The organism is Mesorhizobium sp. M1066 (genome assembly GCF_040318635.1).
Taxonomy (GTDB): Bacteria; Pseudomonadota; Alphaproteobacteria; order Rhizobiales; family Rhizobiaceae; genus Mesorhizobium.
This window is the reverse complement of record NZ_JAMYMR010000019.1, coordinates 13,092-31,274: the sequence shown is the minus strand read 5'-3', so window position 1 is coordinate 31,274 and position 18,183 is coordinate 13,092. Positions and strand designations below refer to the sequence as shown.

The 18,183-nt window shown below is 63.3% G+C and carries 22 protein-coding genes; 6 read left to right on the top strand and 16 right to left on the bottom strand.

Going from position 1 to position 18,183, the window contains the following annotated elements:
• Window positions 1-7: 7 nt before the first annotated feature.
• The 12 genes from flgH to NKH52_RS21815 all read right to left on the bottom strand — a co-directional run bounded on the left by flgH (window position 8) and on the right by NKH52_RS21815 (window position 9,165).
• On the bottom strand, window positions 8-715 hold the full coding sequence (flgH, locus tag NKH52_RS21870) for a flagellar basal body L-ring protein FlgH (protein ID WP_127290408.1): 708 nt from the start codon (window positions 713-715) through the stop codon (window positions 8-10).
• Complete coding sequence (locus tag NKH52_RS21865) at window positions 712-1,296, bottom strand: MotE family protein (RefSeq protein WP_502908083.1); 585 nt, start codon at window positions 1,294-1,296, stop codon at window positions 712-714. Before NKH52_RS21865 ends, flgH begins: the two co-directional genes overlap by 4 nt.
• 9 nt (window positions 1,297-1,305) lie before the next feature.
• Entirely contained in the window at window positions 1,306-2,547 is a 1,242-nt protein-coding gene (locus tag NKH52_RS21860) for a flagellar basal body P-ring protein FlgI (RefSeq protein ID WP_023810004.1), read from the bottom strand.
• The gene (gene flgA, locus NKH52_RS21855) at window positions 2,544-3,071 is read right to left on the bottom strand and encodes a flagellar basal body P-ring formation chaperone FlgA (RefSeq protein ID WP_352733660.1); all 528 of its coding nucleotides are present in this window, start codon (window positions 3,069-3,071) and stop codon (window positions 2,544-2,546) included. Before flgA ends, NKH52_RS21860 begins: the two co-directional genes overlap by 4 nt.
• A 3-nt stretch (window positions 3,072-3,074) precedes the next feature.
• Window positions 3,075-3,863 (bottom strand): flagellar basal-body rod protein FlgG, encoded by a 789-nt coding sequence (flgG, locus tag NKH52_RS21850; RefSeq protein WP_013529795.1) that lies wholly within the window; start codon window positions 3,861-3,863, stop codon window positions 3,075-3,077.
• An 11-nt stretch (window positions 3,864-3,874) separates the two neighbouring features.
• The gene (gene fliE / locus NKH52_RS21845) at window positions 3,875-4,201 is read right to left on the bottom strand and encodes a flagellar hook-basal body complex protein FliE (protein WP_023810002.1); all 327 of its coding nucleotides are present in this window, start codon (window positions 4,199-4,201) and stop codon (window positions 3,875-3,877) included.
• Window positions 4,201-4,617 carry a flagellar basal body rod protein FlgC gene (gene flgC / locus NKH52_RS21840; protein WP_013529797.1) on the bottom strand — a complete coding sequence of 139 codons (417 nt, stop codon included), beginning with the start codon at window positions 4,615-4,617 and terminating at the stop codon, window positions 4,201-4,203. Before flgC ends, fliE begins: the two co-directional genes overlap by 1 nt.
• 2 nt (window positions 4,618-4,619) lie before the next feature.
• Window positions 4,620-5,000, bottom strand: a complete 381-nt coding sequence (flgB, locus tag NKH52_RS21835; RefSeq protein ID WP_127257833.1) for a flagellar basal body rod protein FlgB — start codon at window positions 4,998-5,000, stop codon at window positions 4,620-4,622.
• Window positions 5,001-5,080: 80 nt separating this feature from the next.
• Complete coding sequence (locus NKH52_RS21830) at window positions 5,081-5,920, bottom strand: hypothetical protein (RefSeq protein ID WP_352733662.1); 840 nt, start codon at window positions 5,918-5,920, stop codon at window positions 5,081-5,083.
• On the bottom strand, window positions 5,907-7,310 hold the full coding sequence (gene fliI, locus NKH52_RS21825; RefSeq protein WP_352733664.1) for a flagellar protein export ATPase FliI: 1,404 nt from the start codon (window positions 7,308-7,310) through the stop codon (window positions 5,907-5,909). Before fliI ends, NKH52_RS21830 begins: the two co-directional genes overlap by 14 nt.
• A gap of 3 nt (window positions 7,311-7,313) precedes the next feature.
• The gene (gene flgF, locus NKH52_RS21820; RefSeq protein ID WP_352733666.1) at window positions 7,314-8,036 is read right to left on the bottom strand and encodes a flagellar basal-body rod protein FlgF; all 723 of its coding nucleotides are present in this window, start codon (window positions 8,034-8,036) and stop codon (window positions 7,314-7,316) included.
• Window positions 8,037-8,043: 7 nt separating this feature from the next.
• The gene (locus NKH52_RS21815) at window positions 8,044-9,165 is read right to left on the bottom strand and encodes a DUF1217 domain-containing protein (RefSeq protein WP_352733668.1); all 1,122 of its coding nucleotides are present in this window, start codon (window positions 9,163-9,165) and stop codon (window positions 8,044-8,046) included.
• Window positions 9,166-9,311: 146 nt separating this feature from the next.
• Here NKH52_RS21815 and motA point away from each other — a divergent pair, with 146 nt between their 5' ends.
• Genes motA through NKH52_RS21785 form a run of 6 tightly spaced genes read left to right on the top strand, consistent with a single transcriptional unit; the run spans window position 9,312 to window position 14,150 of the window.
• Entirely contained in the window at window positions 9,312-10,187 is an 876-nt protein-coding gene (gene motA / locus NKH52_RS21810; RefSeq protein WP_352733670.1) for a flagellar motor stator protein MotA, read from the top strand.
• A gap of 32 nt (window positions 10,188-10,219) precedes the next feature.
• A complete protein-coding gene (locus NKH52_RS21805) occupies window positions 10,220-11,167 on the top strand; it encodes a FliM/FliN family flagellar motor switch protein (RefSeq protein WP_352733672.1) in 948 nt (315 codons plus the stop codon).
• A 16-nt stretch (window positions 11,168-11,183) separates the two neighbouring features.
• A complete protein-coding gene (gene fliN, locus NKH52_RS21800) occupies window positions 11,184-11,570 on the top strand; it encodes a flagellar motor switch protein FliN (RefSeq protein ID WP_023809994.1) in 387 nt (128 codons plus the stop codon).
• A gap of 43 nt (window positions 11,571-11,613) precedes the next feature.
• On the top strand, window positions 11,614-12,624 hold the full coding sequence (locus NKH52_RS21795; protein ID WP_027038262.1) for a flagellar motor switch protein FliG: 1,011 nt from the start codon (window positions 11,614-11,616) through the stop codon (window positions 12,622-12,624).
• 9 nt (window positions 12,625-12,633) lie between these two features.
• The gene (gene flhB, locus NKH52_RS21790) at window positions 12,634-13,716 is read left to right on the top strand and encodes a flagellar biosynthesis protein FlhB (protein ID WP_127290384.1); all 1,083 of its coding nucleotides are present in this window, start codon (window positions 12,634-12,636) and stop codon (window positions 13,714-13,716) included.
• Entirely contained in the window at window positions 13,713-14,150 is a 438-nt protein-coding gene (locus NKH52_RS21785) for a BspJ family T4SS effector nucleomodulin (protein WP_127268991.1), read from the top strand. The genes flhB and NKH52_RS21785 overlap by 4 nt, the downstream gene beginning before the upstream one ends.
• 35 nt (window positions 14,151-14,185) lie before the next feature.
• Here the strand turns inward: NKH52_RS21785 and NKH52_RS21780 are convergent, their stop codons facing one another.
• From NKH52_RS21780 to NKH52_RS21765, 4 genes are all read right to left on the bottom strand, one after another.
• The gene (locus tag NKH52_RS21780; RefSeq protein ID WP_352733674.1) at window positions 14,186-14,956 is read right to left on the bottom strand and encodes a helix-turn-helix transcriptional regulator; all 771 of its coding nucleotides are present in this window, start codon (window positions 14,954-14,956) and stop codon (window positions 14,186-14,188) included.
• Window positions 14,953-15,663 (bottom strand): helix-turn-helix transcriptional regulator, encoded by a 711-nt coding sequence (locus tag NKH52_RS21775; RefSeq protein ID WP_352733676.1) that lies wholly within the window; start codon window positions 15,661-15,663, stop codon window positions 14,953-14,955. The genes NKH52_RS21780 and NKH52_RS21775 overlap by 4 nt, the downstream gene beginning before the upstream one ends.
• Before the next feature lie 549 nt (window positions 15,664-16,212).
• A complete protein-coding gene (locus NKH52_RS21770) occupies window positions 16,213-17,244 on the bottom strand; it encodes a histone deacetylase family protein (RefSeq protein WP_352733678.1) in 1,032 nt (343 codons plus the stop codon).
• Between the two features lie 26 nt (window positions 17,245-17,270).
• Window positions 17,271-18,032, bottom strand: coding sequence for a TetR/AcrR family transcriptional regulator (locus NKH52_RS21765; RefSeq protein WP_352733680.1), 762 nt, complete (start codon window positions 18,030-18,032; stop codon window positions 17,271-17,273).
• Between the last annotated feature and the right edge of the window lie 151 nt (window positions 18,033-18,183).

Genomic DNA, 18,183 nt, shown 5'->3' with positions numbered 1-18,183 from the left:
TCCGATCCTAGAACGGAAGAACCTGGTCGAGAATCTGCTGGCCGTAGGCAGGCTGCTGGACCTCGGTGATGCGACCGCGTCCGCCGTAGGAGATGCGGGCCTCGGCGATGCGTTCGTAGGGGATGGTGTTTTCGGCGCCGATATCGGCCGGCCGCACGATGCCGGCGAGCGTCAGCACCCTGAGCTCGGCGTTGACGCGCACTTCCTGCGATCCGGTGATCATCAGATTGCCGTTGGGCAGCACATCGGTGACGATCGCCGCGACATTGAGCTCAAGCGTCTCCGAGCGCTTGATCTCGCCGTCGGCAGTCGTGTCCGTGGTGGAGCTGAGAGCCCCAGCGCCCTTGCCGGCGGTGCTCCACTTGTCCCACTGCGCGCTGAGGTCGTAACCGAGCTTGCGATTGGCGGTGCGGCTCCTGTCGTTCTGGTTCTTGAAGTTGGCCCGATCGTTGATCTTGATCTTGACCGTCAAGATGTCGCCCTGGGACAGCGCCCTCGGGTCGGTGAACAGCCGGCTCTGGCGGTCGTCCCACAACGAGAATTTCTTGACCGGCGCGGGCGGCGTTTGCGGATAGCGATATAGGGAGCCAGTGCTGCCGCCATCGATGCCGGAGCCGACCGGGGACAGGGCCGGCTCCCTGCCGACCTCCTTGAGGTTGGTTCCGCAACCCGACAGCACGGTGACCGCGCACAGGACAAGCATTTTCCGGATCATGACGGATCTACCCTTCGGGCTGCGCTGGCCATAATGCCGGTGAGCGTCGCCGCCGCCTTCTGGTCCATTTCGTTGAGGATGACGCTCGCCTTGCGTGAATCGAGCTTCATCAATATGGCCGCAGCCAGATCGGCGTTGACGATGGCCAGCCGCTCGGCGGCGGCGTCGGGTTTCATGCCGGCGTAGATCTGGACGACGCCGTCCTCGGCCCGGGCCAGGAAAACCTCGCGCCGCTTCAGCCAGGTCTCGTATTCAGCTTTCTTTGCATCGAGAGCTTTCATGCGCTCGTCAATGCCGGCCTGGAGCTGCTTCAGTTCCTCCGCCTGCAGGACATAGCGGCGGTCGCGGGCGGCGTCGGCGATGTTTGAGCAGAAGCGCTCGATCTCGCTTTGGTCCGGCGCCTTTTCCCGTGTCAATTGCCGCGGCGGCGCTGCCACCGGTGCTCCCGGCAGGACCTGGCGGACCGTCTCCTCGCCGCGTGCTGTGTCGCCGGCAAAGGGCAGAGCCGCGACGATGGCGGTCGCGAGCAGGATCGCGGCTTTGCGGTGTCTGCCGTCATGGCGTGGGAAGGAGCGCGTCATCGGCATCGCCTATTGCAGAACCAGGTCGGCCTGCAGGGCCCCGGCCGACTTGATGCCCTGCAAAATGGCGATGATGCCGTCCGGCTTGACGCCGAGGCGGTTGAGGCCGGAAACGAGGGTCTGGAGATCGGGTCCGTCAAGCACGGCAACGCGGGCGTCGGGCCGGCTGGCGTCGATGGCGGTGAACGGTTCGATGGCGGTCTCGCCCTTGGAGAAGGGCTCGGGCTGGACGACGCGCGGCGCTTCGGTGATGCGCACGGTGAGCGTGCCGTGGCTGATGGCGACCCGTGAGATCTTGACGTCATTGCCGATGACGATGGTGCCGGTGCGCTCGTCGATGACGACACGAGCCGGCGTGTCGGATTCGACCACCAAATTCTCGATTTCGGCATAGAAGCGCGCCGCCGAGACACCCTTCGGCCTTCTGATCTGAACGGTGCGCGAATCGCGCTCTGCCGCCACCCGCATGCCGAAGCGTTGGCCGGTGTAATCGTTGATGGCGTCCGCGATGCGGATAGCGGTCGAGAAATCGGGATTGCGCAGTTGCAGCGTCAGGATCGCCTGATCGTCGAACTCGGCCTGGACAGCACGCTCGACGATGGCGCCGTTCGGCACGCGGCCGGAGGTCGGCACGCCTTGCGTCAGCTGCTCGGCCTGTCCCTGGGCGGTAAAGCCGGACACGATGACCGAGCCCTGGCCGACGGCATAGATCTCGCCGTCCGCCGCCTTCAGCGGCGTCATGATCAGCGTGCCGCCGGAAAGCGAGGTCGCGTCGCCCATCGAGGAGACGTCGATGTCGATGCGGGCGCCCGACTGCACGTAGGGCGGCATGTTGGCGGTGACGATGACGGCGGCGACATTCTTGGCACGTGCACTGCCGCCTTCGGTGGCGATGCCGAGGTTTTCGAGCATCGCGCGGATAGACTGTTCGGTAAATGGCGAGTTGCGCAGGCTGTCGCCCGATCCGGCAAGGCCGATGACCAGGCCGTAGCCGACGAGCTGATTGTCGCGCGAACTCTGCAGCTGGGCGATGTCCTTGATGCGCGAGGCGACCTGGCCCGGCGGCAGCGAACTCGGCCCGGTCGACACCCGGAACATGCGGCTGGTGGTGGCCGGATCATATTCGGGATCGTTGTAGACGCCGCCATTCTTGGCGGCGAGCTCGCGCTTGGCCTTCGGCGTCAGGCCGTCGGCCAGCGCCGGCTGCAGGCCAAGCACGGCTGCCAGTATCAGGGTAAGCCCGCGCATCATGAAGCGCTGACCTGGATGGTTCCATCCGCCATCACCGTGCCGGACAGGACTTTGCCGCTGTCGATGTTGCGAACCTTGACGAGGTCGCCCGCGGCTCCTGGCTGCAGCGTCACGGCGGTGGCCGAGATCGTCAGCCCGCCGGCGATGAAGAAGATCTGCACGGAGGCACCCTGTTCGACCAGCCAGGCCTCGCGGATGGCGGTGGAGGGAATGTAGCGACCCGGCAGCAGCGTGCGCTTGGCGACCTTGCCATCCAGTTCCTCGACCCGTGTGGCGACCGCCTCCGGCTTGTGCTTGCCGACGATGAGGGTGACCTGTTTCAGGGCAGCTAGGTTGATGGTCTCGCCGGGATAGATAACCCGGCTCGGAATAAGCACCACCTCGCCGACAGCTTGATTGCTGGCGATCCGGGTGGCCGACTGGGTGGCCGACTCCTGGGCAAAAGCCGGCAGGCCGCCGGTCACCAGCGCAAGGACGAGCGCGGTGCGGCGGAATGCGGACAGGAGGCCGGGCGTCGACATCATGCTTTACCTGATGTTCTTGGAGACCACGGAGGCCATGTCGTCGGCGGCCTGGATGACCTTGGAGTTCATCTCATAGGCGCGCTGCGCCGAGATCAGCTCGGTGATTTCCTTGACCGGGTCGACGTTGGAGGCTTCGAGATAGCCCTGCTGGATGGTGGCAAAGCCGGGATCGCCAGGCACCCCGACATTCGCCGGCCCCGAAGCCGTGGTTTCCTGGAACAGATTGTCGCCGAGCGGCGCCAGGCCGGCCTCGTTGGCGAAATTGGCGATCTGAAGCTGACCGAGGTTCTGCAGGTCGGTCTGGCCGTCGATGCGGGCGAAGACCTGGCCGGTCTTGTTGACGATGACCTCGACGGCATCCACGGGAACATTGATTGCCGGAATGACGGCAGCGCCGTCGACCGTGACCAACTGGCCGGTGGCGTTGGTGTTGAGAGCTCCGGCGCGGCTGTAGAGCGTACCGCCGTCGGCACCCTCGATCTGAAACCAGCCCCTGCCGGTCAGCGCCAGGTCGAAACTGTTGCCGGTGCTGGTCAGTTCGCCCTGGGTGTGCACGTTGCGCACGGCCGTCGTCTTGACGCCGAGGCCGATCGAGACGCCCTCCGGCACCAGCGAGGCGTTGGAGCGGTTGGGCACGCCTTGTGTGCGGTCGACCTGATAGAGCAGGTCGGAGAATTCGGCACGGGCACGCTTGTAGCCGGTGGTGTTGATGTTGGCGATGTTGTTGGCGATGACTTCCAGATTTGTCTGCTGGGCATTCATGCCGGTGGCGGCGATGGCGAGTGCTTTCATGGCGGAATTCCTCAGATGCCCATTCGACTGACTTCGAGATAGGCGGAAACCACCTTGTCGCGGATGGCGACGGCGGTCTGAAGCGCCTGCTGCGCGCTCATCACGGCGTCGACCACCTGGCGGGTGTCGGCGTCGCCCTTGAGCGCCTGCATCGATACCTGCTCGGCATTCTGCATCGTGTCGACGGTCTTGGAGGCTGCCTGGCTCAGCGCCTCGGCGAAGGAGGTGCCGACATTGCCGCCGGCCGAGGGTGTCGCGCCGCCCTGGAGCAGGCTTGTCGCCGTGTCATCGCCGCCGATTGACGGCTTGAACTGAAGCGCTCCGATACCGCTGATCATTACTGGTTCCTCATCAGGTCGATGGTCATGGAAATCAGGTCGCGGGCCTGCTTGACCACCTGAAGGTTGGCCTCGTAGGAGCGATTGGCCTCGGTCATGTCGGCCATTTCGATCAGCACGTTGACGTTGGGCATCTTGACGTAGCCCTTCTCGTCGGCGGCCTCGTTGCCGGGCTGGAACTCGACTGGAAAGTCACTGGGATCTCGATCGATCGAGTTCACTGCAACCGTTGAACTGCCGGAGGCCCGGTCAAGCTCGGAGACGAAGCTGATGGTCTTGCGGCGATAAGGATCGGAGCCGGGCGCGGTGCCGGTCGACTGGGCGTTGGCGAGGTTTTCGGAAACCACGCGCAGGCGCTCCGACTGGGCGCCGAGGCCGGATGCTGCGACTTTGAGGGCTGCGGTCAGTGCGTCCATGGTCAGCTCTTCACCGCCATCATCATCATCGTATGAAACGCCTTGACGATCGCCGTGTTGAGTTCGAAGGAGCGGCGCACCTCGCCGGCTTTCAGCAACTGGTCTTCCAGAACGACCGAGTTCTTGGACGGCATGACGACGCCGTCATCCTCCTGCGGCTTGATGGTGAAGCCGGCATTGGTCGCTGCATTGCCGAGATGGCCGGCCTGGGTGGCCTGCAGCGATACGGCGGCGCGGTCGAGCACCTTTTCGAATGGCTCGACGTCGTTTGCCGTATAACCCGGCGTGTTGGCATTGGCGATGTTGCCGGCGACTGCCGACTGGCGCACGGCCAGCCATTGCGCTTGCTTGGCGGCGAGATCGAAAAGGGAAACGGGCTCCATGGGAATCTCCGAGCAGGTACCCAGAGACTAGGCCGCCAGTCTTGCGCGGGCCTTGCGGATGGCCGGAAGCCGGAGATCGTTTACCTGGAGAGTTCGATTACCCGGTCGGCACTGGTGACCATGACCCATTTGCCGTTGCGCTGCTCGATGGAGGACACCTGGCTGGAGTCAGGCAGTATCGAGCCGCGCTGGACGATCCAGAGGCCAGCGTCGTCCTGGATCATGGCACGGCCGTTGGCGACATGAACCATGCGGAATTTCGCCGCGTCGGCCGGAAACGGTTGCTCGTCGGGTGCGGCTGCGGGATTGGCATCATCCCGCACCGTTCCGGTGGCAAGAAGATCGAGATTGGCCGCGGGAATATCCTTTGCCGTCAGCGGCGCGCTGCGTTCGGCGACCACGCCGCCGCCCGCTCGCCCGGAATTGGAGCCGGTGCCGCCGAACTTCATCGCCTGGACGCCAAACTGGTCCTGGTTGAAGAAGATGTACCAGGGAAACAGGGCGCAGATCAGGCCGAGCGTGATGCCGAGCGCGGCTATGACGAAATCGCTGCGTCGGTCGGACTTCTTCTTCAGTCGGGGAAACGGTGCCTTTGGCGGCTGCGGCCATTCGGTGCGCGGGAACAGCCCGTCGATCAGCGAGTCGCGGCTGGCCTGCGTCATCTCGGCAGCCACCGCCTGGGGAGCCCGGGGCAGAGCGGGTTCGACGGGCCTTGCCAGATCAGGATCGGCTCTGCCAGCCCGTGGCAGGATTGGCTTGACGGCTCTGGCCAGAACGGCCTCGGCTTTGGCTGCGATGGTACGGGCAGCCTTTGCCTTGGCGGTTCTCGTTTCGTCAGCCTCGGCTTGCTCCACGGCATTGGCCTCGGCGATCATGTCGCGCAGGATGCGCTCGGTATATTCGCGTTCAGTCTCCGGCATCGGCGTTCAGCTTGCTCTTGAGGTGGCGGGCGAGATCGGAGAACGAGTCGGTCGACGGGCGATCCTTCGGCGCTTGCGTCAGCGCCTCATAGATCAGCGGCACTTGGCGCACGGCGATATCGAGTTCGGCATCGACGCCCCCCTGATAGGCCCCAAGCAACCGGATATCGCGCGTGTCCTCGAAGCGCGAGATCATCGACTTCAGCCTTGTCACCAGCGCGCGCTGTTCGACGCTCCAGGCCTTTCCGGCCAACCGCGATATGGACGACAGCGGGTTGACGGGGGGATAGCGACCCTGTTCGGCGATCGTGCGATCGAGCACGACATGGCCGTCGAGGATGCCGCGCACGGAATCGGCGACCGGGTCGTTGTGGTCGTCGCCGTCGACCAGCACGGAAATGATGGCGGTGATCGATCCTTTGCCTTCCCCGCCCGGCCCGGCGCGTTCGAGCAGCTTGGGCAGTTCGGTGAACACCGAGGCCGGATAACCGCGCGCGACCGGCGGCTCGCCGGTTCCCGTCGCCACCTCACGCAGGGCGTGGGCGAAGCGGGTGATCGAATCCAGCACCAGCAAAACGCGATGACCCTGGTCGCGAAAATGCTCGGCGACGCGCATGGCGGTGTCTGGCGCACGCCGGCGCATCATGGCGCTTTCGTCGCTGGTGGCGACGACGGCGACGGTCTTGGCCATGCTGTCGCCGATCGTGTCCTCGAGGAATTCACGGACTTCGCGGCCGCGTTCGCCGATGAGCGCCACCACGACGGTATCGAATGCGTCGGCGCCGGCGAGCATGGCGAGCAGCGTCGACTTGCCGACGCCGGAGCCGGCAAAGATGCCGAGGCGCTGGCCGAAGCAGAGCGGCGTGAAGATATCGATGACCTTGACGCCGGTCATGAAGGCAGTGCCGACGCGTTGCCGCGCCATGGCTCCCGGCGTCGTCTGGGCGCCGCGCGATGTGTCGTCTCCCCGGGCGAGCGGCGGGCCGCCATCGATCGCCCTGGTGAGTGCGTCGATGGTGCGGCCGCGCCACGAGGCATGCGGCGCCACCACGAGCGGACCGCGGCGGAACACGGCATCACCGATGCCGGAATCGGCGCTGCGTTCGAAGGGCGCCACGACGGCCTCGTCACGGCCGATCTTGACGATCTCGCCGCGGCGCGCACCGGCATGGCCGCGCTGCTCGACGATGTCGCCCAGCCTGGCGAAGCCGGAAAGGCCGTGCACCTTGTAGTGCGTGGGCGTGACTTCGATGACGCGGCCGCCGCGCTTGAGCAGCGCCTCGGCGTCGTCGAAACGCCGCCAGACCCGTTCCAGCGCGGCAAGCCGGTCTTCCGGCGCCGGCTGGAGTTGTCTTTCGAGTGCCCGCAGGGATGGCTGGTCGAGCGACATGGATTATTTCGAACCGAGCGTCTTGATCGCCTCGTCGGTGGACGAGTCTGTCTGCCGCATCAGGGCGGCGGTGTTCTCGAAGGCGCGCTGGACCATGATCAGCCTGGTGATCTCCAGCACCGGATTGACATTGGACTCTTCGAGAAAACCCTGGGCAACGCCGATATCCGAGCGATCGGTGACAGGCTCCGGGGTGCGTGCCGGAACGATGCCGGAATTGCCGTAGCGGACGAAGTTCGCGCCCGGATCGAAATTGTAGAGACCGATCGAGCCGACAAGCTGATCGTTCTGGCGCAACGAACCATCGGCCCCGGCCTTGGGCGGGCCGTTGCGGGGGTCAAGCTGGATCGGCGAGCCGCCGGCATCGAGCACCGGGTGGCCCTCCATCGACATCAGCTCGCCGTTCTCGTTCATTGAAAAGCGGCCGTCGCGGGTCATGACCGTGCCGACCGGCGTCTCTATGGCGAACCAGGCATCGCCCTGGATGGCGAAATCGAAGGGATTTCCGGTCTCGCTCAAGGCACCGTGGGCGCCGGAAAGGTAGGTCTTGCCCGGGGAGGCGAAGGATACCGATTTCTGCCCGGTACCGGAGACGACGTCCTCGAACTTCACGCCGGTGGCGCGAAAGCCGATCGTCGAGGCGTTGGCGACGTTGTCGGCGATGGTGTCGAGGCGCCGCTCGAGCGCGATCTGCGACGAAAGGGCGACGTACAGGCTGTCCCGCATGATGGTCTCAGAACCTCAGTTTCTGCATGGCCATCATCAGGTCGGTGGAGATGCCGACGGTGAGTGGCTGGGCAAACAGCACGCTGACCGAGGCGACGGCCGATGAAGTCGGGTGGTTGATCTCGTACATGCTGGTGAAGCGCGTCAGGAACTTGCCGAGTTTTTCGGGGTCGGCGAAATCCGAGATGTCGAGTTTTTGCTCGAACAGCTGCGCCTGCTTGTCGACGTCGGCGGTGGCGAAGGAATCGGGCAGGCCGAGCACGGTGCGCACGACACTGGCAAGCGCGGTGTCGGCCAGCACGTCATACCAGCTGGTGATGGTTGGGGCCTTGCGATCGAAGTAAAGCGCCAGCCGCACGCCCTGGTTGGTCTGACCGGCATCCTCTTCGAGGGTCTGGCGCATGTATTTGTCGACGGTCGGCTGCTGCGCCGGATTGATGGTGGTGGTGTTTTCGCCATAGGCTTCGAAGTTGAAGGCGGAGGCAAGCGCGGCATAGGTCTTGTCCGTCATCTTGTTGGCGACACTGTCGGGGTCGCGGACGCCGCCCTGCAGAACCCGCTTGATGAGATCCTTGTCTTCCGTCGCCGAATCGAGACCGAATGACGCCAGCGCGTATGTATAGAGCCGGTTGTTCGACATCAGATCGTCGATCGACTTCACCTTGGTGATGTTGGCAAGATAGTATGTCGTTTCGCCCTTCACATAGGCCGAATTGGGGTCGAGGCCGGCGATCTGCGCCTGGGTGGCATAGTTCTTGGTCACCAACTGCTGTGTCTTGTTGTAGATGGTCGCATCGGCGCCGTTGGCGGCGAAGTTGAAGGCGCTGACGAATTCGGCGTAGCGCTTGTCAGTCAGCTTGTTGGCGAAGCTGTCGGGATCGGAGACGCCTTCCTTGAGTGCCTTGACCATGAAGGCCTTGGCGTAGTCCATGTCCTCCAGCCCGTAGGCCTTCATGGCATACTTGAACAAACGATCGTTTTTGACGAAATCGTCGATCGATTTCACCTTGGTGATATTCGCGAGATAATATTTGGTGTCGCGATCAACCACGGGCTGCTGTTCGATCCTGTCGATCGATTTTGAAATGTCCTTGGTGATGAGCTGGTAGCTGGTAAAGGTATTGAGCAAAGACGTGCCTCCGGCCGAAGCTATGCCGGCACAATACCCCTACTTCCTTGCGCGAAACTGAATCGCTTCCAAGCCCTCGATTCAAGCCTCACACAAGGCACGGGGACTATCCCTAGCTCCTGATGTGAAATGCGGAAGGACCTGTCGTGGGCATTCTGATTGGACTGGTGGTAACGCTCGGCTGCGTCCTTGGCGGCTTCATGGCCATGGGCGGCCATCTTCATGTGCTGATTCAGCCATGGGAAGCCGTGATCATCTGTGGTGCGGCTTTTGGCACCTTCCTCGTCGCCAATCCGATGAAGACGGTCAAGGACACCGGCAAGGGCATCCTCGAAGCCTTCAAGCAGGCGGTGCCGAAGGAACAGGACTATCTCGAAACGCTCGGCGTGCTGCACTCGCTGATGCGCGAGCTGCGCTCGAAATCCCGCAGCGAAGTCGAGGCGCATATCGACAATCCGGAAGAGTCGGCGATTTTCCAGGCGTTCCCAACCGTGCTGCATAACCACGACCTGACGCATTTCATCTGCGACTACTGCCGTATCATCATCATCGGCAATGCCCGCTCGCACGAGATCGAGGCTCTGATGGACGAAGAAATCCAGACCATCAAGTCCGACAAGATGAAGGCCTATCACGCGCTGGTGGCGGTGGGCGACGGCTTGCCGGCGCTCGGCATCGTCGCCGCCGTGCTCGGCGTGGTCAAGGCGATGGGCGCGCTCGACCAGTCGCCGGAAATCCTCGGCGGTTTGATTGGTGCCGCACTTGTTGGAACGTTCCTCGGCATCTTCCTGTCCTATTCGGTGGTCGGGCCGGTCGCCACCAAGATCAAGACAGTGCGCGAGAAGAAGAACCGCCTCTATATCATCGTCAAGCAGACGCTGCTGGCCTACATGAACGGCGCGCTGCCGCAGGTGGCGATCGAGTTCGGCCGCAAGACCATCTCGTCCTATGAACGGCCGACGATCGACGCCGTCGAGCAGAGCACGATGAATACCGGGACCATCGAAAAGAAGGCCGCCTGAACGATGCGCGACAGATCGGTCCCGGCACTGTCATGACCAGCCTGGGCAGTCCAGCGGAAGCGCGTTCGCTGATCATCGAGCGTCTGGTCGGCGACAGCGGCGAGGCCGCGCAGGTCATCGATGCAGGCCGCGCCATGGCCGAACGCGCCGTACCGCTACTGCAGAAAAGCCTGACCAACGAGCTTGGCGTTCCGGTCGTCGTCGAACTCAAAGCGATCGAGGTCAGCCGCGTTCCCGAGGCGCGTTCGCGTGCCGGCGACACGTTTGCCATGACCGTGATCGGCTCGTCGGCGTCCTCCGATGCGATGACCCTGGTGATCGATGCTCCGGCGATCGCGATCATGGTCTGCACGCTGTTCGGCGGCGACCCGGATCTGCCGGCATCGCCGATCGAACGCGATCTGTCGCAGATCGAAATCGATGTTTCGACCATGGTGTTCCAGCAGGTCGCGCAGGCCCTCAACGGATCGGGAAAGCGCTCGCTCGACCTGCGCCTGCCCGCGCCGCGAGCAATGTCCGGCACCGAGGCGAAGCGGTATGTGCTGCGCGATGGCGCGGCAATCCGTATCGTGCTTGGCATCTCGACACCGGCCGATAGTGGCACCGTCACGGTGACGATGCCGCAGCGCGTCGTGCTGGCCAGCCGCGACGGAGCCGTGCCTGTCAGCGACGACGATCACGGCCCCAGCTGGCGCGCCCGCTTTTCGGAAGAGGTGATGCGCTCCACCGTGGCGCTCGAGGCCACGATGCCGCTGGCGCGGCTGACGCTCGGCGAGCTCGCCGGTTTCCAAATTGGCGACGTCATCGAATTCGAGGAAACGGCCCAGTCCCAGGCGCGTCTCAGCGCACGGGGCAAGACGCTGTTCGTATGCGAGTTCGGCAAACTGGGACAGAACTACACCGTCCGGATCAGGCATCCTTACGACGCCGGACAGGACTTTATCGACGGGCTGATGCCGGCAGCCGCCGGACGCGCCTGAGAATTTGGAGACGATCATGGCCAAAACCAAGGCGGAAGCCGACCTCGACCAGCCGGACGAGCAACTCGACCGTGCCATCGAAGAGTTGCGCGGTGTCCTGCATGAAGAGGAGCAGCGCCCCGATGCGGCGTTCAGGGCGGCCTCATCAGCCAATTCGAGCGTGATCATGAACATCCCCGTCGATGTCCAGATCATCCTCGGCAGCACGGAGATGCCGGTCTCCGATCTGATGGCGCTGCAAAAAGGGTCGACCGTGGCGCTCAATCGCCGCATCGGGGAACCTGTCGACGTCGTGGTCAACGGCCGCAAGATCGCGCGCGGCGAGATCACCGTGCTGGAAAGCGATCCGTCGCGTTTCGGCATCAGGCTGACCGAAATCATCGCCGGCACGAAGGGCGCCTAGATATGGTTTGCGGGGCTTGCCGGTGGCAGCGGAGGCGAGTGGCATGACGACGCCGGTGACCTTGACCCGCGCGCAGAAGGCGGCCGCCATACTTGTGGCGATGGGCAAGCCGTCGGCCAGCCGCCTGCTGAAATTCTTCAAGCAGGAAGAACTGAAGGCCCTGATCGAGGGCGCCCGCCTGCTGCGGACGATTCCGCAAAGCGATCTCGAACGTATCGTCGCCGAGTTCGAGGCCGAGTTCACCGAAGGGGCGGGATTGCTTGATTCCGCCGACAGGATGGACACCATCCTCAACGAATCGCTCTCGCCCGAAGAGATGAGCGCGATCATGGGCGACAAGAAATTCGAGGTCGCACCGGAAGGCCCGCCGCCGATCTGGCCCGAGCTCGAAAAGCTCGAGCCGGCGCGGCTTGGTGCCTTCCTGGCCGGTGAGCATCCGCAGACGGCGGCCATGGTGTTGTCGAAGCTGGCACCGCAGGTGGCGGCCAACGTGCTGCTGACACTGACCAAGCCGATGCGTGGAGAAATCATCAAGCGCATGGTGACGATGGCCAATGTTCCCGACGCTGCCGCCAGGATCGTCGAAAACCGGCTGCGTACCAGCGTGCTGGCGGAAACCTCGACCAAGGACACCTCGGCCGGGCAGGCGCGTGTCGCCAGCGTTCTCAACGAACTCGACAAGCCGCTGCTCGAGGAGGTCATGCAGGATCTGGAAGCCGCCGGCACGCCTGATCTCGACGGTGTGAGGGCCCGCCTGTTTGCTTTCGACGATTTGCCGCTGCTCACCCAGAAAGCGCGGGTGCTGCTGTTCGACGGGCTGTCGACGGAGTTGGTCACGCTGGCCCTGCGCGGCACTTCGGCCGCACTCGCAGAATCGGTGCTGTCAGCCATCGGCGCCCGCTCGCGGCGCATGATCGAAGCCGAACTCGGACAGGGCTCGGACGGGGTCCCTCTCGCCGACATCACGGCGGCGCGCAAGACGATCGTTACGACGACGATCCGGCTGTCGCGCGAAGGTGCCTTCGAACTACCCTCGACCCAAGACGCCGCCTAAGACCGCGCCATGGCTGACGCGGTCGACAAGGATTCGAAAACCGAAGAGGCGACGGAAAAGAAGATCCGCGACACCATCGAACAGGGCAAACTGCCCCATTCGCGGGAGACAGCGCTCTTTGCCTCGTTCGTTGCCATACTGGTGTTCACCGTCTTCTACGCCAAGGATGCGATCATCGATCTCGGCATGTTCCTGTCGATGTTCCTGGAGAAGCCGGAAGCCTGGCCGATGGACACGGAGACCGACGTCATCGCGCTCTACAAAATCGTCCTCCTCGAGGTTGGCCGCGCCGTCCTGAGCCTGATGGTGCTGCTGACCGTCGCCGGCGTCGGCGCCTCGGTGTTCCAGAACATGCCGCAATTCGTAGGCGAGCGGGTCCGGCCGCAACTCTCGCGCATTTCGATCGCCAAGGGGTGGAACAGGCTGTTCGGCATCCAGGGTTGGGTCGAGTTCCTGAAGTCACTCGGCAAGGTCGGGTTTGCCATCGTCGTGCTGAGCTTCACCCTGTCGGAAGACCACCGAAAGCTGCTCGCCGGGATGATCACCAATCCGGTCGCCTTCGGTCTCGTCATCCGCGGCATCGCCGTCGACATCCTGGTGGCGATCGTCTTCGTCATGGGGCTGATCGCGGCAATCGACATCGTCTGGTCGCGCTTCCACTGGAAGCAGGATCTGCGCATGAGCAAGCAGGAGGTCAAGGACGAGTTCAAACAGTCCGAGGGCGACCCGATCGTCAAGTCGCGGCTGCGCTCGCTGGCGCGCGACCGGGCGCGCAAGCGGATGATGACGGCGGTGCCGCGCGCAACGCTGATCATCGCCAACCCAACGCACTTCTCGATCGCGCTGAAATATGTGCGCGACGAGGACTCGGCACCCATGGTGCTGGCCAAGGGCCAGGATCTGGTGGCGCTGAAAATCCGAGAGATCGCGCGGGAACACAACATCCCGGTCTTCGAGGACGTGGCGCTCGCCCGCTCCATGTACAAGCAAGTTTCGGTCGATAGTGTAATCCCATCACAATTCTACCAGGCCGTCGCCGAACTGGTGCGGATCGTCTACTCGAAAAAGGCTGAGCGCAGACAGATTTCATGAACCGGCAACCGCACGCAAAATCCCGCGAGATCATCGTCGCCAGCGCCATCGAGCAGGTGGTGGGGGAACTCAGGCTGATCGATGTCGCCGACTACATCGCCTTTATCCGGCTGGAGCATTTCGCGTGCCTGTCGGACCTGGTCGATTCAGCGGTTGAGTTGTTCTTCATGCCGGGCACTCTACGGCTCGGCCATGGTGGTGAGGCGCATGTCGACTGGAGCGGCAGCCCGCGCATCGTGCTCGATCTGGAACTGAGGCCGCCCGGCGTCACCGTCTATTTCCAGCTGACGCTGAGCGAGCTCGGCGCATCGGTGGCGGTCAACTACGTGTCGTTCGAGAAGCCGGGCGAAGACCCGGAGCACAATACGGCGCTGCTCGAGGCGGTGATCGAACAGGCGCGTATCCGCAAGGTCGAGCCGCTCGCCTATCGCTGACCGTCGGTCGCCTTTCGAAGCGCTGTCGAATTCCCCTATTCGATCAAGCCCAGCCGCAGCGCCTTGGCAACGGCCTGGTTGCGATTGACGGCGTTGAGCTTCTGGGTCGACTGGGTCAGATACTGGTTGGCGGTGTGCACCGACAGTTTCAGGAGCCGCGCGATCTCCTCGCTGGTGTTGCCGTTGGCGGTCAGCTTCAGGCATTCGAGTTCGCGCTTGGAGATTGCGCGCATGCGGCCGGTATCGCCCGGACGGATGCGGGCGACGGCGGCGAACAGCGAAAAGCAGCGGGCGTGTATTTCGTAGAGCGCATCCTGCTGCATGGTCATCTCCGAGCCGAGGAACACGACAAGGCCGCATTGGCCGCGGTCAGCGTGAACGGGAAAAGCGATGCCGCTGGTTCCGGGCACCAGCGCCGCCATCTGCTCGGTCCAGGCGAGATCGCCAAACAGCTCCGCCATGGCAGGGGCGCCGTCATCCGTCCACCAGCGCGGTTCGGTCGAGATGCGGGTGTGGCGCACGATCTCCTCGCCGTTGGCGCCTGAGATGAACTTGGTCGCCACGGCAATGCCGGGATAGTCGGAATCAAAGCATGGCACGAGCCGCGCCCGCTCGGGCGAGGGGCTTACGAAGAAGAGCCCGAAAGCCGAGGCATTCATGTCAACGGCGATCCAGCGGCAGCGGCGCACGGCATCGGGAATGGTGACCGCGTGATGGGTTTCGGAGCCAAGGGTGAAGGCTCCGAACGGGTTGCGCTGCTCGTTGAAAAGGGCTTCGGCCGTTTCCTTGATATCGGCGTGTTTCAAATGATGCCGCTCCTGATCGCCGTGGCGATGGCCATCGCGCGGTTGCTGGCCGCGAATTTCTGGATGGCGTGGGTGATGTAGCTGTTGACGGTGTTGGAGGAGACGCCAAGGATGACGGCGACCTCGTCGGTGGTTTTGCCTTCGGAAACCCAGAACAGGCATTCGCGCTCGCGATCCGACAACGGATCCTGCATGGCGGCGGCGGCAATGAGTTGCGGAATGTGCGAGAGCGCGTAGCAGCATTTCAGCTGCGCCCGCATCAACGCCGGCTGGTCGATGCTGCCGGCGGTCGCCGCAGAGAACAGGGCGAACAGGCGCTGGCGACCGACATTGAGGCGCAGCGAATAGATTTCGGCATGGCCGAGCACGTCGAGAAGGCGGGCTTCCTCGCCGGTGACCAATCCGTCTGCTTCTGGTGCCCGGGATGCCATCAGCGGCTGTGGGCGGATACCTGGCGAGACGGTGAGCGCGCCTTGCGCAAGCCCGGCGATCAGCCGCTTGCCGATCAGTTCGATGGCATCGAAAATCCAGTTGGAGGAGACGATGCGCGCATCGTTGCGGTCCTGGTCGTGGACAATGGCGACCAGCATGTAGCTGTCGGCGCCGATCTCGGCGGTCAGTTGCATGAAAAAGCTGGTGAGATCGCCGCGCGACGTCAGGCGCGAGCCCAATGTGTCGGATTGAAGAAGTGCGGCGGGACTGCTCATTCTTGTTGCTTTTGGCCGGAATCGTTTCTGCTGTCCGGATGCTGGAAGCCAGCCGCCGAACCCGAATACGCATTACTTTGACGAAGACACACGCGTGGCGCAGGGCTGCGCCAACCAGATCCGAATCCATTCAGGGAACGCGAAGCCGTCCGCGTCTGGTGCCGGAAAAGCTCCGGAACAAGAGACTTTGGGTGGTCGCCGCGCCCCCCAAGGACCGGCTGATTCGGGTCTAATCTACCCGCAGTTGAATCTGACATCAAACGCGATTTGACAAAATCGAATCCGATGGACTCACGTGCGACTCAGAGGTCGGTTTTCGCGCCTCGGACAGAAGACCGGGACGCGAAAATCTTCGCCGGCCATTTCGGCGGCCGGTCGATTTCGTCAGGCTCGGGAGCATTGAACAGATGGGCGCGCCGGTTGCTGTGCCGAAGGCTGGTGCCTTGGCCCGGTAGTGGGAACCGGGCGATGTTGTCGCCCGGTCCCGGTGGTCCTTTGCTATGCCTGTCGTTGTCCCAAAATCGCTAGATGCTCCTGAACGACAGGCATTTACCGATCCTCGAACCCGGTCAGCACGCCTACCGCGTTGATGCCGATCTCCTCGACGGCATAGCCGCCTTCCATGACGAACAGCGTCGGCAGGCCGAGCTTGGCGATGCGGCGGCCGATCTTGGGATAATCAGATGTCTTCAGCTTGAACTGGCTGATCGGGTCCTTCTCGAACGTATCGACACCCAGCGAGACGATGACGACATCCGGTGCATAAGCGGTGAGCCTGGCGCAGGCATCCTCGAGCGAGGCGTTCCATGCATCCCAGTCGGTGCCGAAGGGCATCGGATAGTTGATGTTGAAGCCTTCGCCTTCGCCGGCGCCGCGTTCGTCGGCATGGCCGAGGAAGAACGGGTACTCGACCATCGGATCGCCATGCAGATTGAGCACCTGCACGTCGGCACGGTCGTAGAATATCTCCTGCGTGCCGTTGCCGTGGTGATAGTCGACATCGAGGATCGAGATGCGTTTGGCGCCCTGGTCGCGGAACCATTGCGCGGCGACGGCGGCGTTGTTGATGTAGCAATAGCCGCCCATGAAGCCAGCCCCGGCATGGTGGCCGGGCGGACGGCAGAGCGCGAAGGCGGAAGCCTCGCCATCCTTGACCAGGCCGGCGGCGGTCAGCGCCACATCGTACGAAGACTTGATCGCCGCCCAGGTACCTTCGACGAAGGTGGCGCCGGCATCGAAGGAATAATAGCCCAACAGCGCGTCGACGCGCTTTGGCGGCACGTCGCCGCGCAGGCCGCGCGTCGGCCAGGTGAAGGGCATCGCCGTGCCCGTGAGGCCTGCTTCCAGCCATTGCGGCCAGACCGTCGGGAGGAAGTCGATATAGTCTGATTTGTGGATACGCTTGGCGGCGGCGAGATCATGTTCGTGCGGCGCGATGATGGGACCCAGTTTCTCGCTTTCGACCCGTGCCTTGATGAATTCGGCCCTCGATGGCTTTTCGAAGCCCGGCACGATGGCCGATGTGACCAGTTCCATTTGGCCGGCATGGCCGGCGTGCAGGGGGGAGAAAACAGTCTTCATAAATTCCTCTCGAAGTGTGAAATCAGTCAAGATTCAAGATTGAGATAAGGGCTCACCAGAGCGAGCCACATGGTTTCCACATCGTCCTCGATGAGGTCGAACGTCCTGCGATCCTTTTTCAGCCCCACAAGCCGGCAAACGTGTCCGACCTCCATCATCAGCACACCGAGCCGGCTGGCGATCTTGTCTTCAAGTGCCGGGTTCACATGCTGCAGCCATGCGGCGTAGAGGGCGATGATCTGGTCGTCATATTCGTTCTGGATCGGCCTGAGGTCGGCGTTGCCTGAAATGGCCTCGATCACCGGCATCAGGGTGGCGTTTTCCAGGTAGAGCCTGGACGTGTCGGTGAAGAGCCTGCGCACTTCGCGCCGAAACTCTTCACGGTTGGTGGGCGGGGCGACCTTGATACGTCTGGCGATCACCTCGGGAAAGGATGACAGCCAGCGCCGGGCGAGGTCCAGAAGAATGGCTTCCTTGTTGGGAAAGTATTGGTAGATCGAACCAACCGACAAGCCTGCGCGCTGCGCAATGGCGAGCGTCGTCGGCGTCTTGGTTCCTTGCTCGCGCGTCAAGACCAGCGCTGCGTCGAGAATCCGGTCGACTACCTTGCTGGAGCGTTGTTGCCGCGGCTGTTTGCGCGGTTCGAGCGCTATCCTGGTTTTGCGATCGAGACTGCGCTTCACGGCTTGATGTCCTCGTTCTCCGCCCGGTCTCAACATGGTGGGAGCTTGCTGTCCACAATACATTCCAGATTCGGTATGTTGACAAACGCGAATAATCAGTCGCATTCTTTATCCACGCTGCCTCTTGGGATGACAAGGGGAATTTCCAAGACAGCGCGCTGGCATTCTTTTTCGTCCCATGGCGCCGCTCCGGTGGAGTGGCAGGTCGTTGGACATGAGGGGTTGTCGGTCCCAGTCAGTCGTCAAAAGCGCGGAG